General features: G+C 60.3%; 16 protein-coding genes. 5 read left to right on the forward strand and 11 right to left on the reverse strand.

Translation table 11 applies throughout. The features are described 5' to 3' along the window. Positions 1 to 3: 3 nt before the first annotated feature. Positions 4 to 1,104 carry an efflux RND transporter periplasmic adaptor subunit gene (locus EYC95_RS27625; protein ID WP_131063148.1) on the reverse strand — a complete coding sequence of 367 codons (1,101 nt, stop codon included), beginning with the start codon at positions 1,102 to 1,104 and terminating at the stop codon, positions 4 to 6. Between the two features lie 93 nt (positions 1,105 to 1,197). Here EYC95_RS27625 and EYC95_RS27630 point away from each other — a divergent pair, with 93 nt between their 5' ends. Then, the gene (locus EYC95_RS27630) at positions 1,198 to 1,842 is read left to right on the forward strand and encodes a TetR/AcrR family transcriptional regulator (RefSeq protein WP_131063149.1); all 645 of its coding nucleotides are present in this window, start codon (positions 1,198 to 1,200) and stop codon (positions 1,840 to 1,842) included. Between the two features lie 123 nt (positions 1,843 to 1,965). On the opposite strand, the gene EYC95_RS27635 is transcribed toward EYC95_RS27630, so the two are convergent. Then, on the reverse strand, positions 1,966 to 2,748 hold the full coding sequence (locus tag EYC95_RS27635; RefSeq protein ID WP_010462878.1) for a class I SAM-dependent methyltransferase: 783 nt from the start codon (positions 2,746 to 2,748) through the stop codon (positions 1,966 to 1,968). 93 nt (positions 2,749 to 2,841) lie between these two features. Between EYC95_RS27635 and EYC95_RS27640 the strand changes: the two genes are divergently transcribed. Further along, positions 2,842 to 3,462: an energy transducer TonB gene (locus EYC95_RS27640; RefSeq protein WP_131063150.1), complete on the forward strand. Its 621-nt coding sequence runs from the start codon at positions 2,842 to 2,844 to the stop codon at positions 3,460 to 3,462. Between the two features lie 3 nt (positions 3,463 to 3,465). Here the strand turns inward: EYC95_RS27640 and EYC95_RS27645 are convergent, their stop codons facing one another. The 7 genes from EYC95_RS27645 to ppc form a co-directional block, all read right to left on the reverse strand. Then, positions 3,466 to 4,134, reverse strand: a complete 669-nt coding sequence (locus EYC95_RS27645) for an extensin family protein (protein WP_165557519.1) — start codon at positions 4,132 to 4,134, stop codon at positions 3,466 to 3,468. Between the two features lie 29 nt (positions 4,135 to 4,163). Then, the gene (locus EYC95_RS27650; RefSeq protein WP_131063152.1) at positions 4,164 to 4,985 is read right to left on the reverse strand and encodes an isocitrate lyase/phosphoenolpyruvate mutase family protein; all 822 of its coding nucleotides are present in this window, start codon (positions 4,983 to 4,985) and stop codon (positions 4,164 to 4,166) included. 33 nt (positions 4,986 to 5,018) lie between these two features. Beyond that, a complete protein-coding gene (locus tag EYC95_RS27655; RefSeq protein ID WP_131063153.1) occupies positions 5,019 to 5,879 on the reverse strand; it encodes a DUF72 domain-containing protein in 861 nt (286 codons plus the stop codon). Further along, positions 5,879 to 6,184 carry a hypothetical protein gene (locus EYC95_RS27660; protein WP_131063154.1) on the reverse strand — a complete coding sequence of 102 codons (306 nt, stop codon included), beginning with the start codon at positions 6,182 to 6,184 and terminating at the stop codon, positions 5,879 to 5,881. The genes EYC95_RS27655 and EYC95_RS27660 overlap by 1 nt, the downstream gene beginning before the upstream one ends. Before the next feature lie 274 nt (positions 6,185 to 6,458). Next, complete coding sequence (gene tsaB, locus EYC95_RS27665; protein WP_131063155.1) at positions 6,459 to 7,133, reverse strand: tRNA (adenosine(37)-N6)-threonylcarbamoyltransferase complex dimerization subunit type 1 TsaB; 675 nt, start codon at positions 7,131 to 7,133, stop codon at positions 6,459 to 6,461. A gap of 93 nt (positions 7,134 to 7,226) precedes the next feature. Next, the gene (gene adk / locus EYC95_RS27670) at positions 7,227 to 7,874 is read right to left on the reverse strand and encodes an adenylate kinase (protein WP_131063156.1); all 648 of its coding nucleotides are present in this window, start codon (positions 7,872 to 7,874) and stop codon (positions 7,227 to 7,229) included. Between the two features lie 288 nt (positions 7,875 to 8,162). Next, positions 8,163 to 10,793, reverse strand: a complete 2,631-nt coding sequence (gene ppc / locus EYC95_RS27675; protein WP_131063157.1) for a phosphoenolpyruvate carboxylase — start codon at positions 10,791 to 10,793, stop codon at positions 8,163 to 8,165. A 215-nt stretch (positions 10,794 to 11,008) separates the two neighbouring features. Here ppc and EYC95_RS27680 point away from each other — a divergent pair, with 215 nt between their 5' ends. From EYC95_RS27680 to EYC95_RS27695, 3 genes are all read left to right on the forward strand, one after another. After that, positions 11,009 to 11,353, forward strand: coding sequence for a pilin assembly protein (locus EYC95_RS27680; protein ID WP_094468905.1), 345 nt, complete (start codon positions 11,009 to 11,011; stop codon positions 11,351 to 11,353). A 375-nt stretch (positions 11,354 to 11,728) separates the two neighbouring features. After that, positions 11,729 to 12,142 carry a DUF4398 domain-containing protein gene (locus EYC95_RS27690; protein WP_131063158.1) on the forward strand — a complete coding sequence of 138 codons (414 nt, stop codon included), beginning with the start codon at positions 11,729 to 11,731 and terminating at the stop codon, positions 12,140 to 12,142. 55 nt (positions 12,143 to 12,197) lie between these two features. Next, on the forward strand, positions 12,198 to 12,986 hold the full coding sequence (locus EYC95_RS27695; RefSeq protein ID WP_131063159.1) for an OmpA family protein: 789 nt from the start codon (positions 12,198 to 12,200) through the stop codon (positions 12,984 to 12,986). A gap of 228 nt (positions 12,987 to 13,214) precedes the next feature. Here EYC95_RS27695 and EYC95_RS27700 read toward each other — a convergent pair whose 3' ends face one another. Both EYC95_RS27700 and EYC95_RS27705 read right to left on the reverse strand, forming a co-directional pair. Beyond that, a complete protein-coding gene (locus EYC95_RS27700) occupies positions 13,215 to 13,544 on the reverse strand; it encodes a hypothetical protein (RefSeq protein WP_131063160.1) in 330 nt (109 codons plus the stop codon). Further along, positions 13,541 to 14,455: an alpha/beta hydrolase gene (locus tag EYC95_RS27705; protein WP_131063161.1), complete on the reverse strand. Its 915-nt coding sequence runs from the start codon at positions 14,453 to 14,455 to the stop codon at positions 13,541 to 13,543. The genes EYC95_RS27700 and EYC95_RS27705 overlap by 4 nt, the downstream gene beginning before the upstream one ends. Between the last annotated feature and the right edge of the window lie 193 nt (positions 14,456 to 14,648).

A 14,648-nucleotide genomic window follows, 5' to 3' on the forward strand; every position in this document is an offset into this window, starting at 1 on the left:
GGATTACTCCTTGTCCGCCAGATTGACCACGCGGTTGGAGCGATCCACCGGGCGCACTTGCTGCCCCTCCAGAAGGACATGGACACCAGCAGCGACCACCCAGTCGCTGGCATTCAGGCCTTCGAGCACCGGGACGGTTTTCTCGCCGAAGGCACCGGCCCGGACCGGGGTTTTCTTCAAGGTATTGTTGGCACTGACGACCCAGACGTAGGTCGCGCGGTTTTCCGCCGTCAGTGCCGACAGCGGCACAGACAGCGGTATCACGTCAGCGGTCTGGACGAATACCCGGGCGCTCTGGCCGAGTTCGGCAGGGACTTTGCCGCCGGTGAATGAAATTCGGGCTGCGAAGGTGCGGGATTTTGGATCGGCAGCGGGCGACAGCTCACGGATGCGCCCGGCAAAACGCTGATCGGGTTGGGTCCAGAGTTCTACCGACACTGGCTGACCGACCTTGAAGCGCCCAAAGCTCTGCTCCGGCAGGCTGATCAATACTTCACGCTCGCCATCGGTGGCGAGGGTAAACACGGTTTGCCCGGCCGCCACCACTTGCCCGACTTCAACTGCGCGTTTAGCCACCACGCCATCCTGAGGCGCACGCAGCACCGCGTAGCTGGCCTGATTGGTCGAGACGTTGAATTCGGCTTTGATTTGCTTGAGGCGCGCTTCACCGGATCGGTAAAGGTTTTCGGAATTGTCGTACTGCGAACGGCTGACCATCTGACGGTCCATCAGCGTCTTGTAGCGATCACGCTCGGCGCGCACCAGGCTCAGATTGGCCTCGGCGGCGGCCACTTGGGCACGGGTGGCTTCCAGTTGCAGGCGTACGTCCTGAGGATCGAGCTCGGCCAGAGGCTGATCGGCCTTGACCCGCTGCCCCTCTTCGACCAATCGTCGGCTGACCTTGCCGCCAATGCGAAACGCCAGGTCCGGCTCATAACGAGCCCGCACTTCACCCGGATAGCTTTCCATTGCCTGCGCCGAAGGCTCTGGCTGCACGACCATGGCCGGGCGGACAGTGACTTGAGGCGCCTCTTCGTGGCCACACGCAGACAATAAAAACGCCAGGCTGACTGGCAACGCGAGGGGCAAGGCATAGCGGAACATGGTGAAGGACCTTTCGCTAATGGTGCTTGGAATAATTATACTGACCAGTATGTTATTAATAGCAAACTCACCAGTCCAGTATTAAAGCGAAGAATGTCGAACAATCTTTCAGCACCCAACGGTCCGGGCCGCCCCAAGGATCTGGCCAAGCGCCAGGCCATCCTCGATGCGGCGAAAATTCTGTTTCTGAGTAATGGTTACGCCAACACCAGCATGGATGCCGTGGCGACCGAAGCCGGCGTGTCGAAGCTGACCGTCTACAGCCACTTCAACGACAAGGAGACGCTGTTCTCCGCCGCCGTGATGGCCAAGTGTGAAGAGCAGTTGCCCACGCTGTTTTTCGAGTTACCGGACGGCATTTCGGTAGAAACGGTGCTGCTGAACATCGCGCGCGGCTTTCATCAGCTGATCAACAGCGATGAATCAGTGAACCTGCATCGGCTGATGATGGCCCTGGGCAGCCAGGACCCGAAACTCTCGCTGATCTTCTTCGAAGCCGGGCCGCAGCGCATGCTGCATGGCATGGAGCGGTTGCTGGCGAAGGTTGATCAGAGCGGCGCGTTAAGCATCGATAAACCGCGTAATGCGGCCGAGCATTTCTTCTGCCTGCTCAAGGGCGCCGGGAATTTCCGCTTGCTGTATGGCTGTGGCGAGCCGGTGACGGGCGATGCGGCCGAGGAGCATGTGCGGGAAGTGGTGGGGTTGTTTATGCGGGCTTATCGACCTGAGTTAGCCTGATAGATATTGGGTGTCTGGTCTGGCGTCTTCGCGGGCAAGTCGGATCGCCGCCCGCTCGCTCCTACAGGGACGGTGGTGCTTTTTGTAGGAGAGAGGCTTGCCCGCGAATGAGGCGACGCGATCTCAGGGCTTGAGTGCTTTCTTCGGATAAATATCATACCGACTGGATTTCCCGTCCAGCGCATGGCTCGGCTTGGGCCCCGCAATACAAGGCGCCTTGCGCGGTCGCTTGACCACCACCCGATGGCTGGCCAGTGCCAACGCGGCTTCGAGCAGCGCCGGTGCATCCGGATCATCGCCAACCAACGGCCGAAACAGACGCATTTCCTTCTTCACCAACGCTGTTTTCTCACGATGCGGGAACATCGGGTCGAGGTAGATCACCTGCGGCGGCTCCCCTTCCCAGTTGCGCATCACCTCGATCGAATTGCCCTTGAGCAACTTCATCCGCGCCACAATTGGCGCGACATCGAAATCTTCCGCACCACGGGCCAGCCCATCCTCAAGCAACGCACCGATCAGCGGCTGCCGCTCGATCAGGCTCATCTCGCAGCCCAGGCTCGCCAGCACGAACGCATCCTTGCCCAGCCCCGCCGTGGCATCCAGCACGCGCGGACGCACGCCTTGGGCGATGCCGACCGCCTTGGCGATCATCTGCCCCGTGCCACCACCGAACAACCGGCGATGCGCCGCGCCACCTTCGACGAAATCCACCCGCACCGGCCCTGGTGCGTCCGGCCCGAGTTGTTGCAGCTGCAAACCCTGTTCGCCTACCTGCAAGGCAAACTCGCCGTCATCCACGTGCAAAGGCAAGCCCAGGCGTTCGGCCCATTGCTCGGCTTGTGGCTGAAACGCCGGGGCCGAGGCCTCGACGTGGATGCGGCAGGCCGCAGGTTGCTCAATCATGGGAAAACACGCTCAAAAAATTAATGATCGGCAAAAACGGCCGATAACAAAACTAACGAGCATTTTGCCAGAGCTGAGCGTCGACCGAGAAAAATGTCAGGCATTCAATCCACATCCGTAGGCTACCTATCGCGTCATGGCGATTATGGCCTGCGAAATTCACAGGCACTGAGCGGCGTCAGTCACCTGTGGCAGGATTTTTTTGCCCAGGCCCTGGCCGAACAGTCGACCGATGTGGTGCCGGCGTGCGGGACTTTCCCACCGGTTGATCTCGAAAGCCCGGTGGAGCCGACCGTCGGCAGCGAACTGCTGGCGCACATCGTCAGCCAGCGCGAATGCGATGTGAAAGAAACCCAAGTCAAGCCACCCGAGCCGCTGTTCCTGCCGATTGCCGAGTTCGAAATGGACCTGGCCGACAAACCTTTCCCGCCGTTCCCGGCCGAAGAAATCGTCGCGCAACAGAAACAACAAGACTTCGAAAGTGGCTGGGTGCGTCCGATCGTGCTCACCGCCGGTCAGCCTGTGCCCGAAGCCGCCCCTGCGCCACAACCGCGTCCGCTGCACTTGCCGATCGCCGAATTCGAACTCGACCTACTGGACAAACCGTTCCCACCGTTCTCCCCCGAAGAACTGGTGGCGCAACAGAAACAATTCGATTTCGATAACGGCTGGGCTCGCCCGATCGTCCTGCAGAACCTGCGCATCGCCGCTTAAGCCTCAGCGACACACCCACCACGGCCCGACATCGACATGAAAGTGATTGCGATGGGCGGCGTTGTAGTCCGGGCTCAACACCACACTGAACAGGCCACAGGCGCCATCGCGAACCTGGCGCAAAAACCTTGCGTCCTGATTATCCTTTGGCCAATCCTTGAGCACGCTGATGGAGCGACCGTCAGCCAGGCGAAAACCGGCAATGTCCAGCGCATCGGCGCTGGCATGCTGGCTTCGCCTGCCGTTTTCGCGACCGTAGACGTTGCGGCAGGCAAAGCTGCCGAGATGATCGACCCGGCTGACAGGCTGCCCATACACCGCTTGCGCGGCGGGTTGCAGGGCATGGTGTTCGAACAGGGCAAACGACACCGCCAGGCGGCTACTGGCGAGAAAGCTGCTGCTCAGCGCCACATCGCCGCCCTGCACACGCAAGGCGTTGATCAACGGACACGTCGCGCCTGGGCTGTCGGCTTGATGCGCAACGCGTAATCCGGAGCTGCTCAAGGCCTGATCACACAGTTGCGGATCATCGCGCAGGCGCATCAGTTTGTAGCGCGTCAGAAAGTTCGGTTCAGCCTTCACGTCCAGCGGCGCCCAAGGGTTCCACTGGGGTGGCAGCGTGATCCAGCCGCGCCAGACGCTCACGCCCGCCGCACCGATGATCAACAGCATCAGCAACAGCCACCACCGAAACCGCACCGTCAGCGTTTGAACAATTGATTGGCCTTGGCGTACGGCATGGACCGTGACGTGAACCCGAAGGTGCCCGACGTCTTGATCTCTTCGGCCGCGCGAAAAAACTCACCATAAGCCGCCAAAGCCAGCGCCGAACCGACGCTGATACGTTTAACGCCCATTTCGCTCAACTGCTCGACCGTCAATTTGAGCCCGCCGGACATCAACACGTTGACCGGTTTGGGTGCAACGGCGCGGACCACCGCCAACACGTCTTCAGCGCTGCGCAGACCCGGCGCGTACAACACGTCGGCACCCGCCTCGGCGAACGCCTGCAAACGGCGAATGGTATCGGCCAGGTCAGGATTGCCGTGCAGAAAGTTCTCGGCACGGGCGGTCAGCATGAACGGGAAAGGCAAGCTGCGAGCGGCTGCGACGGCGGCTTCAATGCGCGCCACAGCGTGTTCGAAGCAGTAGATCGGCGCCTCCTCACGACCGGTGGCATCTTCGATTGAACCACCGACAGCACCGGCCGCCGCCGCCTGCAAAATACTCTGTGCGCACTCGGCTGGATCGTCCGCGAAGCCGTTTTCCAGGTCCACCGCCACTGGCAGCTCGGTTGCCGCGACAATCGCCCGGACGTTCGCCAGCGTATCGTCCAGCGTCAATGCGCCATCGGGCCGGGCGTTGGAAAAGGCGTAACCGGCACTGGTGGTCGCCAGCGCCTCGAAACCCAGGCTGGCGAGCATCTTCGCCGAGCCGGCGTCCCACGGATTGGGAATGACAAAAGCGCCCTCGCGTTCGTGCAGTGCTTTGAACGCCTGGGCTCGAAGGGTTTGCGCATCCATTGGCAGGCTCCTGAAAAGGGGAACGAAGCCGCCTCAGAGCAGGCCAAGTTGCTCGGCGGCGGGCTCTCTGTATAGCTCAGGCAACGGCGGCAAGCCAGGCAAACGCAGCATCAGTTTTGCGTGAAAACGTTGCGCCAGTTTCGCGGCCAGCAGGTTATCGGCGGTGTGCATGAAAATGTAGGGCGTACGACCCTCTTCGACCCACACGGCGATTTTCTCGGCCCATGGCTCCAGGAACGGATCGTTCGCCTCAAGCTGTGGATGGCCGATGAACCGCACCTGCGGGAATTGAGTAAACGCTGCCGGACGCGGCGGCACTCTGGGCTTTTTCGATTGGGCGTGGAGCACCGACGGATCGGTCGATGTGCAGCTGAACAGCGCGCGCGGATCGAGGCAGATGCGTTCTACGCCACGATCCAGCAGCAGACGATTGAGCAGTCGCTCGCTATCACCTTTGGCGAAGAATTCGTCATGCCGCACTTCAACGGCCAGCGGTCGATCAAGGGCATCGATGAAGCCGGCCAGTTCGGGCAATCGGTGCGGGGTGAAGCTTTTCGACAATTGCAGCCAAAGGGGCGAAACCCGTTCACCGAGTGGGCTGAGCAATTGCAGGAAGGTTTCGGCGGCGGTCAGTTGTTCGCGCAGGTCACCGCTGTGGCTGATCTCGCCGGGAAACTTGGCGGTAAAGCGAAAGTGTTCGGGCATGGTCTCGGCCCAGCGCTGCACAGTGCTGGCAGCCGGGCTCGCGTAGAAGGTCGTATTGCCTTCCACGGCGTTGAATACTTGGGAATAGAGATTCAGAAATTCGGCGGGTTTGGCGTCCGGCGGATACAGATATTCGCGCCAGGCGTTTTCACTCCAGGACGGGCAGCCGAGGTAGTAAGGCAGCAACATCAGATGTACAGGTCGAGGCCCAGCACATCCGCATCCCAATCGACAAAACCGGCGGTACTCAGGTAGCTGGCGAGTGCCATGGCTACGCTTTTCTTCATGGCGCGGTGGTAGATCATGTCTTGCTGACGCGCCGGAAGATTGCTCAAGCGTTGCGCGGAAGCTTTGGCGGCGCGGGCAGCCAGTTGCTCTTCGGACGGAATTTCCAGATCGCCGTCGATATCGACGTAGTCGTCATCCGCCACAGGGCCTTTGCGGGGCTTGCGCTTGATTGGGTAGGACTGGGAGGAAACGCCGTCTATACGCATGGAGTACATGTCCGGTATCAGTAGTGGCAGTCTAATGGCACATAACCCACTTCGCAAACCGCCGAGTGATAACTAGAACACAGAAACACGAAAAGGTTTAAAAGCGGGGGTTAGAAAGTGACGATTGGCAATATCTGATAGATCGCTTTCGCGGGCAAGCCTCGCTCCTACAGGTTTTGAGCCGCCCCCAAAATATGTGAACGACACAAAACCTGTTGGAGCGAGCGGTGCGGCGATCCGACTTGCCCGCGAAGGGGTCAACTCGGTCTCGGAATTAACGCGCTTTCGGTGTCGCCACTTTATCGCGCAGGTAGACCGGTTGAGCCTCATCCGCAACGATCGCCTCACCGCGCTCCCAGGCAAACCGCGCCAGCGTCAGCAGGTCTTCAGCGTGCGGCAGCATGCCTGCGTCCTGCCCGCTCAGGTTGACGCCGATGCGCTCGGCATACCCCCAACCCGTGCCGGCGCCGAACCATTCACCACTGGCATCAACTGGCAATGCGGCCACTTCCGGCGGCAACACCGCTTCATGACCGACCAGACGCATCTCGCCCGCCGTTTCGCGGTAGCAACCCCAATACACTTCATCCATCCGCGCATCAATGGCGGCCGCGACCTGGCTCACGCCGTGTTCGCGATACGCCCGCTGCGCCAACACGGCCAGGTTGGACACCGGCAGCACCGGGCGATCCAGCGCAAACGCCAGCCCCTGCACCACGCCGATGGCGATCCGCACACCCGTGAACGCACCCGGCCCACGTCCGAATGCGATGGCATCGACCGCTTGCAGGGTGGTCCCGGCATCCGCCAGCAGTTGCTGAATCATTGGTAGCAACTTCTGCGCATGCAGGCGCGGGATCACCTCGTAATGACTCGTGACTTTGCCGTCATGCAGCAAGGCAACGGAGCAAGCTTCAGTCGCGGTGTCCAGGGCCAGCAAGGTGCTCATCGATGTGTCCGTAAGAGAGGTCAGAAAAAGTGCGCCAGTATAAACAACTACGGCCCGCAAGCGGGCCGTAGTAGATGAAGCAGTTCAGACTTTTCAGTTCAGCGCTTCAAGCACCTTGCCGGTGATCGCTTCAACCGAGCCAACACCTTCGATGTGGCTGTACTTCGGTTTGCCCTGAGCGACGGACAGCTCCTGGTAAAACTTCACCAGTGGCTCGGTCTGCGCATGGTAGACGGAGAGACGATGACGCACGGTTTCTTCGGTATCGTCTTTGCGCTGCACCAGCTCTTCACCGGTGATGTCGTCTTTACCGGCAATTTTCGGCGGGTTGTAGACGATGTGGTACACGCGGCCAGAAGCCTCATGCACGCGACGACCGGCGATACGCTGAACAATGTCCTCGTCCTTGACGTCGATTTCGACCACGTGATCCAGTTCGACGCCGGCTTTCACCAGGGCTTCAGCCTGAGGAATGGTGCGCGGGAAACCGTCAAACAGGAAACCGTTGGCGCAATCGGCCTGGCTGATGCGTTCTTTGACCAGATTGATGATCAGGTCATCGGAAACCAGGCCACCGCTGTCCATGACGCTCTTGGCGATCAGGCCCAGCTCGGTGCCGGCCTTGACCGCAGCACGCAGCATGTCGCCGGTGGAGATTTGCGGGATGCCGAACTTTTCGGTGATGAACTTAGCCTGAGTACCTTTACCGGCCCCGGGAGCTCCCAGCAGAATGACGCGCATCGATGTGCTCCTCAATTTTTTATATAGATAACAACGGATTCGCCTCGTGGGGCCAATCTCAAAAACAGGGTCGTGACCGCCCAAACGGCCAAAGGCTGATCAAGATACACAGCAGGCCCGGACCACACAAGCCGCCGAAAGTCGGAGAAACCTGCGCCACGCGTGACCTTTCGACGGGGTACCCCAAGTCGCAACCCCATCAATAACTGTCGCCTGGCAGACCTTTTCTGCCCCTCGCCCACAGGCACCCGATGCTCGCGCCGGGCGCCTTCCCCCACGACGAAAACCTTAGCCGGTATTTCGCAAACCGGCAGCAATCCCCGCCACAGACACCAGCAGCGCCTGTTCTACCGGGCTGCCCTGCGCCACTTCCTGTTGCCGCGAACGCGCCAACAGTTCGGCCTGCAATAGATGAAGCGGGTCGAGATAGGTGTTGCGCAAGCGGATGAGTTCGAGGGTGTCAGGGCTATGTGCCAGTAGCTGAGACTGGCCGGTCAGCCCAAGGACCACAGCGCAGGCCTGCGACAATAGGTCGCGTAAATGCGCACCCAAAGGGAGCAAATCCGGCTCGACCAAGCGCTCATCGTAGGATCGGGCGATGTCGGAATCCGCTTTGGCCAAGACCATTTCCAGCATATCGATGCGTGTGCGAAAGAACGGCCACTGTTCGCGCATCTGCCCCAGCAGCTCGCCTTCGCCACGTTCCAGCGCCTTGCTCAGCGCCGCTTCCCAGCCAAGCCAGGCCGGCAACATCAGACGCGTCTGGGTCCAGCCGAAGATCCATGGAATGGCGCGCAGGCTTTCGATCCCGCCGGCACGGCGCTTGGCCGGGCGACTGCCCAATGGCAAACGTCCCAATTCCTGTTCCGGGGTGGACTGGCGGAAATACTCGACGAACTGCGGATTTTCCCGCACCACGGCGCGGTAAGCCTTGACCCCGTCAGCGGCCAATTCGTCCATCAGATGGCGCCAGGCCGGTTCCGGTGGAGGTGGCGGCAGCAGGGTCGCTTCCAGCACCGCCGCCAGGTACAGATTGAGGTTCTGCTCGGCGATGTCCGGCAGTCCGAATTTGAAACGAATCATTTCCCCCTGCTCGGTGGTGCGGAAACGCCCCGCCACCGAACCTGGCGGCTGCGACAGAATCGCCGCGTGCGCCGGACCGCCGCCGCGACCTACGGTGCCACCGCGACCATGAAACAACAGAAGCTCCACTTGCTGCTCGCGGCAGATATCGACCAGGCGCTCCTGCGCCCGATACTGCGCCCAGGCCGCCGCAGTGGTGCCGGCGTCTTTGGCCGAGTCGGAATAGCCGATCATCACTTCCTGCGGCCCTTGCAGGCGCGAACGATAGCCCGGCAGCAGCAACAGCTTTTCAATCACCGGACCGGCGTTGTCGAGGTCGGCGAGGGTTTCGAACAGCGGCACCACGCGCATTGGCCGCAACACGCCGGACTCTTTGAGCAACAGTTGCACGGCGAGTACGTCGGAAGCGGCACCGGCCATGGAGATCACATAGGAGCCGAGAGAAGCCCCCGGGGCGGCCGCAATTTCCCGGCACGTCGCCAATACCTCGGCGGTGTCGGCCGACGGTTTGAAGTACGCCGGCAGCAACGGCCGACGGTTGTTCTGTTCACGCACCAGGAAGGCGATGCGCTCCTCCTCGCTCCAGTCTTCATAGCGACCGAGGCCCAGGTAATCGGTGATTTCAGTCATGGCCGCGGTATGCCGCGACGAGTCCTGACGTACATCGAGCCGGACCAGGAACAGCCCGAACGTCACCGCCCGGCGCAGGCAATCGAGCAGCGGCCCATCGGCAATCACGCCCATGCCGCACTCGTGCAGCGAGTGGTAGCACAGCTCCAGCGGATCAAGCAGCTCGCGGTTGTTTTGCAACACATCGGCCGTTGCTGGCGTGGCCGTCGTCAACGAGGCGTGAGCCCAGTTGCGCGTGGCGCGCAGGCGCTCACGCAACTGTTTAAGGACCGCGCGGTACGGTTCGGCACTGTCCCCGGCCTTGGCCTTCAAATCATCGCTGGCCTGCTGCATCGACAGCTCGGCCGCCAGGTGATCGACATCACGCACGTACAAGTCAGCCGCCATCCAGCGCGCCAGCAGCAAGACTTCGCGGGTCACGGCAGCGGTCACATTCGGGTTGCCGTCACGGTCGCCGCCCATCCACGAGGCGAAGCGGATCGGCGCGCCTTCCAGCGGCAAATGCAGGCCGGTGGCGGCATGCAGGGCTTTATCGGCCTTGCGCATGTAGTTCGGGATTGCCTGCCATAGCGAATGCTCGATCACCGCGAAACCCCATTTGGCTTCGTCGACCGGCGTCGGCCGGGTGCGGCGGATTTCTTCGGTGTGCCAGGCTTCGGCGATCAGACGCTGCAACTTCGCCTGGATCTGTTCGCGTTCGGCTGTGGTCAGGTCGCGATGGTCCTGGGCGGCCAGTTGCGCGGCGATGGCGTCGTATTTCTGGATCAGCGTGCGGCGTGCCACTTCGGTCGGGTGAGCGGTGAGGACCAGTTCGATCTCCAGCCGGCCGAGTTGCCGGGCGAGGGATTCGGCGCTGTGGCCTTCGGCGCGCAGGCGCGCGAGCAGTTCCGGCAGCACTCGCGCCTCAAACGGGGCCGGCTGCGACTCTTCGCGGCGGTGAATCAGCTGATACTGCTCGGCGATATTGGCCAGGTTCAAAAACTGGTTGAACGCCCGCGCCACCGGCAACAACTCTTCTTCGCTCAATTGGTTGAGGCTGGCGCTCAGTTCAGCGTCCATCGAACCACGACGGTCGGCTTTGGCGCCCTTGCGGATCTGCTCGATCTTCTCGAGAAAGCCGTCCCCGTACTGTTCACGAATGGTGTTGCCCAACAGCTCACCCAACAGGTGAACGTCCTCGCGCAAGCGTGCATCAATATCGGTCATCAGCAGTTCTCCAGCGAAAATCCGGGGGTCTTGGAATGCCATGCTCTGATAGCAGAGAGTGCCGCTCTAAAGCGCTTCTTACAAGCAGACGACGAAGGGACGTTAAACCTTGTGCGTTCAAGCTAGTCTGAAGAGTAAGCCGTACAACGGCTTGCCGCCGACCATTGGCGGACACTCACACCGCCTGCTACGAGCAGGAGCGCAATGAGGTTTTTATGAAAATCCGCGAACTTGCCCAGCATTGGGAAGAAAACGCCAAGGGTCGCCTGACCGATACCGGTTACAGGATTCATCTGGACATGGAAGCGGCCGCACGGCTGGCGGCGATTACCGAGATGTACCCCAAACGCCAACCCGAAGAACTGCTTGGCGAGCTGATCGGCGCCGCGCTGGAAGAGCTCGAAAAGAGCTTTCCCTACGTGAAAGGATCGACCGTGGTGGCCACCGATGAAGAAGGTGATCCGCTGTACGAAGACGTCGGCCCGACCCCGCGCTTTCTCGCGTTGTCCAGACGTCATCTGCACGATTTGTCATCCGGTGACGACAAGCAAAAGCACTGATTCCCCACCGAACCTGTGGGAGCGGGCTTGCTCGCGAAGAGGCCGTATCAGTTGATATAAATGTTGACTGACACACCGCCTTCGCGAGCAAGCCCGCTCCCACATTTGACCTGCGTACCCCTTCAAAAATGCGTGTTCCCGAGCCTTGAAAAGGCCAGGAATACCGCCGCACCTCGCCAAAGTTCCCGATCTAGAGCCTTTTCCGCTCGTTCAAAGTATTTTCAGGCGATAGGCCATCTTCTCTGAACTTTTGAAAAACACCTCGGGTCACAGGCATTAACCACGCCTGGGACGGCCGTTTCAAAACACACCGGAAATTGACGGTTACGGCTCCTTGCCCAGCATGGATTTTTAAGTTTTTCAGGAGTTATACCAATGGAGTTGAAGACCATGAAGATCAGCACTGCCAAGTCCTCGTTCAATCACCTGCGCGGTTTGAAACTGGCTGCCCTGGCAATCGGCAGCAGCTTCGTACTGGCCGGTTGCGCTGGCAATCCGCCGACCGAGCAATTTGCCGTGACCCAATCCGCTGTGAATGGCGCCGTCAGCGCCGGCGGCACCGAGTTCGCCGCCGTGGAAATGAAGTCCGCGCAGGACAAGCTCAAACAAGCCGAAATCGCCATGCATGACAAAAAGTATGCCGAGGCCAAAGTGTTGGCCGAACAGGCTGAGTGGGACGCTCGCGTAGCTGAACGCAAAGCTCAGGCGTTGAAGGCCGAACAGGCTGTAAAGGACTCTCAGAAAGGGGTTCAGGAACTGCGTCAGGAAAGCCAGCGCACCGTGCAGTAAGCGCGCATCCAGACCACAGACCTGAAGCTCTAATCGATAGAAAGGACGAATTATTATGCGTAAACAATTGATGATCCCCGCTCTCCTGGCCGCAAGCGTTGCATTGGCTGCTTGCTCCACTCCGCCTAACGCGAACCTGGAACAGGCCCGCACCAACTACAGCGGCCTGCAAGCCAACCCGCAGGCTAGCAAAGTGGCGGCGCTGGAAACCAAGGACGCCAGCGATTACCTGGACAAGGCCGACAAGGCGTACATGGACAAGGAAGACCAGAACAAGGTCGACCAACTGGCCTATCTGACCAATCAGCGTGTTGAAGTGGCGAAGCAAACCATCGCCCTGCGCACCGCTGAGGCCAACCTGAAAAACGCTGCCGCGCAACGTGCCCAGGCGCGTCTCGATGCTCGCGATCAGCAGATCAAGCAGTTGCAGGACAGCCTCAACGCCAAGCAGACCGATCGCGGTACGCTGGTGACCTTCGGTGACGTGCTGTTCGCGACCGACCGTGCTGATCTGAAATCCAGCGGTCTGGTGAATATCAACAAACTGGCGCAGTTCCTCTCGGAAAACCCTGATCGCAAAGTGATCGTCGAGGGTTACACCGACAGCACCGGCACCGCGAGCCACAACCAGTCGCTGTCCGAGCGTCGCGCCGGTTCCGTGCGCATGGCGCTGGTGAAAATGGGCGTTGATCCAGCACGCGTCGTTGCGCAGGGTTATGGCAAGGAATACCCGGTTGCGGAAAACACCAGCACCTCGGGTCGTGCGATGAACCGTCGGGTGGAAGTAACCATTTCCAACGACAACCAGCCCGTGATCCCGCGTTCGGCTGTCAGCTCGAACTAAGCCTCACCTGCTGAAACACAAAAGCCCCGCCTGAGTCGATCAGGCGGGGCTTTTTATGTCTGCGGTTTATCTGATGCAATCGCGTTATCGTTCTTCGCGGGCAAGCCTCGCTCCTACGGGATGGTGGAGAACCTGTAGGAGCGAAGCTTGCTCGCGAATGAGGCGACTCGGTGTGTCTGACGCTCCGCGTTATCGTTCTTCGCGGGCGCCTCGCTCCTACGGGATCGATTACTGCTCGAGTTTTTGCGGGGTTTCTTCGCCCATGCAGCGCACGGCTTTTTTCTTGCTGTTGACCAATACGCCGGTCAGGCCTTTTTGTTCGGTGTCGAACATCACCAGCACGCCATCGATGCACTGGGCCACTTGCGCCGCGGGTTCCAGAGAGACTTTGTAGTCTTCACCCGGCACGGTCTTGAGCATGGTGAAGTCGCTGAGCAGCAGCGCATCTTCAGGTTTGGCGAAGTGCAGGTAACCGTAGAACCACAGGGCCCCGACGGTGCCGAGGATGCTGCAGATACCGGTGATGATCAGCGGGATGGCGTTACGTTCTTCACTCATTGCGGACTCTCTGATGGTTCATCTTCTGAATGCTTGGGTGCTGGGTAATTGGGGATTTCACCCAAGCGGCGCAGGCCGTTGAAATGCTGCGGGTCGTCGAGATAACGCAGCATCACTTTGCGCCAGACCGGGTCGGCAAATGTCTGCACATGACCACCCCGGGTCAATTGCAGCACGCGCGGCGGCGACGCAGCTTGATACAGACGGATGCCGTTGGAAAGAGGCACGATCGGATCGTCGATGCTGTGGTAGATCAGTTTCGGCACGCCATTGAGCTGCGCCATGGAATTGATCGCGCTGTCGCCGTCCGGCACCAGCCAGGACAACGGCACCTGGAACGCCCAAGTCAGCCAGGAATTGCTCAGGGCAAAACGGCCGATGCTGCGATAGCTGGCGGGCACGCCGTCGAGGACGAAGGCCTTGAGTTGTTTCTGACGCTCGGGATGCTGGACCAGGTAATGCACGGCCATCGAACCACCAAGGCTCTGGCCGAGCAGGATCAGCGGTTTGCCCTTGGCTTCGGGGGCCTGATCGAGCCACTTGAACGCGGCGTCGATGTCCTGATAGATCGCCGGCAGACTTGGTTCGCCTTCGGACAGCCCGTAACCGCGATAATCGATCAACAACACTTGATAGCCTTCCTCAGGCAACCACCAACTGCCGCCCAGGTGCATCGGCAGATTGCCGCCGTTGCCGTGCAGATGCAGCACCGTGCCCTTGACCTCGACGCCTTTTTTCGCCGGCAGCCACCACGCGTTCAGCCTGAGGCCGTCGGCGGTGGTGAGGGTCACTTCACGGTATTCGAGCTTGGCTTTTTCCGGGGTGAATATCTGGCCGGGTTCGGGGTAGAACAGCAGCGAACTGCAACCGCTCAGGGTCAGAAGAAGGCAGAGGATGCCGAGGATTCTCATCCGTTGAAACCTCGCGAAAATGGGTTGGAAAAGCACCACCCCCCCCTGTAGGAGCGAGGCTTGCCCTAATGCCAGTCAGTTAAGCCCTCCAGCCCTCTTTTTGGGGTATTTGACTGGTCTAGGCTTGACCACTCTTGGGTAACTTCGCTCTCGTCTGGCTGGCAGTATGAAGTGCTGAGCCTGGATTCTCAGT

The sequence above is a fragment of the Pseudomonas sp. BGI-2 genome (genome assembly GCF_004310295.1).
Lineage (GTDB): Bacteria > Pseudomonadota > Gammaproteobacteria > Pseudomonadales > Pseudomonadaceae > Aquipseudomonas.

What these genes read in the sequence shown, in the direction of transcription:
- EYC95_RS27680 (WP_094468905.1), top strand. Translation starts at nt 11,009, where the DNA reads ATGAAAATCCGCGAACTTGCCCAGCATTGGGAAGAAAACGCCAAGGGT.
- EYC95_RS27650 (WP_131063152.1), bottom strand. Translation starts at nt 4,985, where the DNA reads ATGGATGCGCAAACCCTTCGAGCCCAGGCGTTCAAAGCACTGCACGAA.
- tsaB (WP_131063155.1), bottom strand. Translation starts at nt 7,133, where the DNA reads ATGAGCACCTTGCTGGCCCTGGACACCGCGACTGAAGCTTGCTCCGTT.
- EYC95_RS27700 (WP_131063160.1), bottom strand. Translation starts at nt 13,544, where the DNA reads ATGAGTGAAGAACGTAACGCCATCCCGCTGATCATCACCGGTATCTGC.
- EYC95_RS27630 (WP_131063149.1), top strand. Translation starts at nt 1,198, where the DNA reads ATGTCGAACAATCTTTCAGCACCCAACGGTCCGGGCCGCCCCAAGGAT.
- EYC95_RS27640 (WP_131063150.1), top strand. Translation starts at nt 2,842, where the DNA reads ATGTCAGGCATTCAATCCACATCCGTAGGCTACCTATCGCGTCATGGC.
- EYC95_RS27655 (WP_131063153.1), bottom strand. Translation starts at nt 5,879, where the DNA reads ATGTTGCTGCCTTACTACCTCGGCTGCCCGTCCTGGAGTGAAAACGCC.
- EYC95_RS27690 (WP_131063158.1), top strand. Translation starts at nt 11,729, where the DNA reads ATGGAGTTGAAGACCATGAAGATCAGCACTGCCAAGTCCTCGTTCAAT.
- EYC95_RS27705 (WP_131063161.1), bottom strand. Translation starts at nt 14,455, where the DNA reads ATGAGAATCCTCGGCATCCTCTGCCTTCTTCTGACCCTGAGCGGTTGC.
- adk (WP_131063156.1), bottom strand. Translation starts at nt 7,874, where the DNA reads ATGCGCGTCATTCTGCTGGGAGCTCCCGGGGCCGGTAAAGGTACTCAG.
- ppc (WP_131063157.1), bottom strand. Translation starts at nt 10,793, where the DNA reads ATGACCGATATTGATGCACGCTTGCGCGAGGACGTTCACCTGTTGGGT.
- EYC95_RS27625 (WP_131063148.1), bottom strand. Translation starts at nt 1,104, where the DNA reads ATGTTCCGCTATGCCTTGCCCCTCGCGTTGCCAGTCAGCCTGGCGTTT.
- EYC95_RS27645 (WP_165557519.1), bottom strand. Translation starts at nt 4,134, where the DNA reads ATGCTGTTGATCATCGGTGCGGCGGGCGTGAGCGTCTGGCGCGGCTGG.
- EYC95_RS27660 (WP_131063154.1), bottom strand. Translation starts at nt 6,184, where the DNA reads ATGCGTATAGACGGCGTTTCCTCCCAGTCCTACCCAATCAAGCGCAAG.
- EYC95_RS27635 (WP_010462878.1), bottom strand. Translation starts at nt 2,748, where the DNA reads ATGATTGAGCAACCTGCGGCCTGCCGCATCCACGTCGAGGCCTCGGCC.
- EYC95_RS27695 (WP_131063159.1), top strand. Translation starts at nt 12,198, where the DNA reads ATGCGTAAACAATTGATGATCCCCGCTCTCCTGGCCGCAAGCGTTGCA.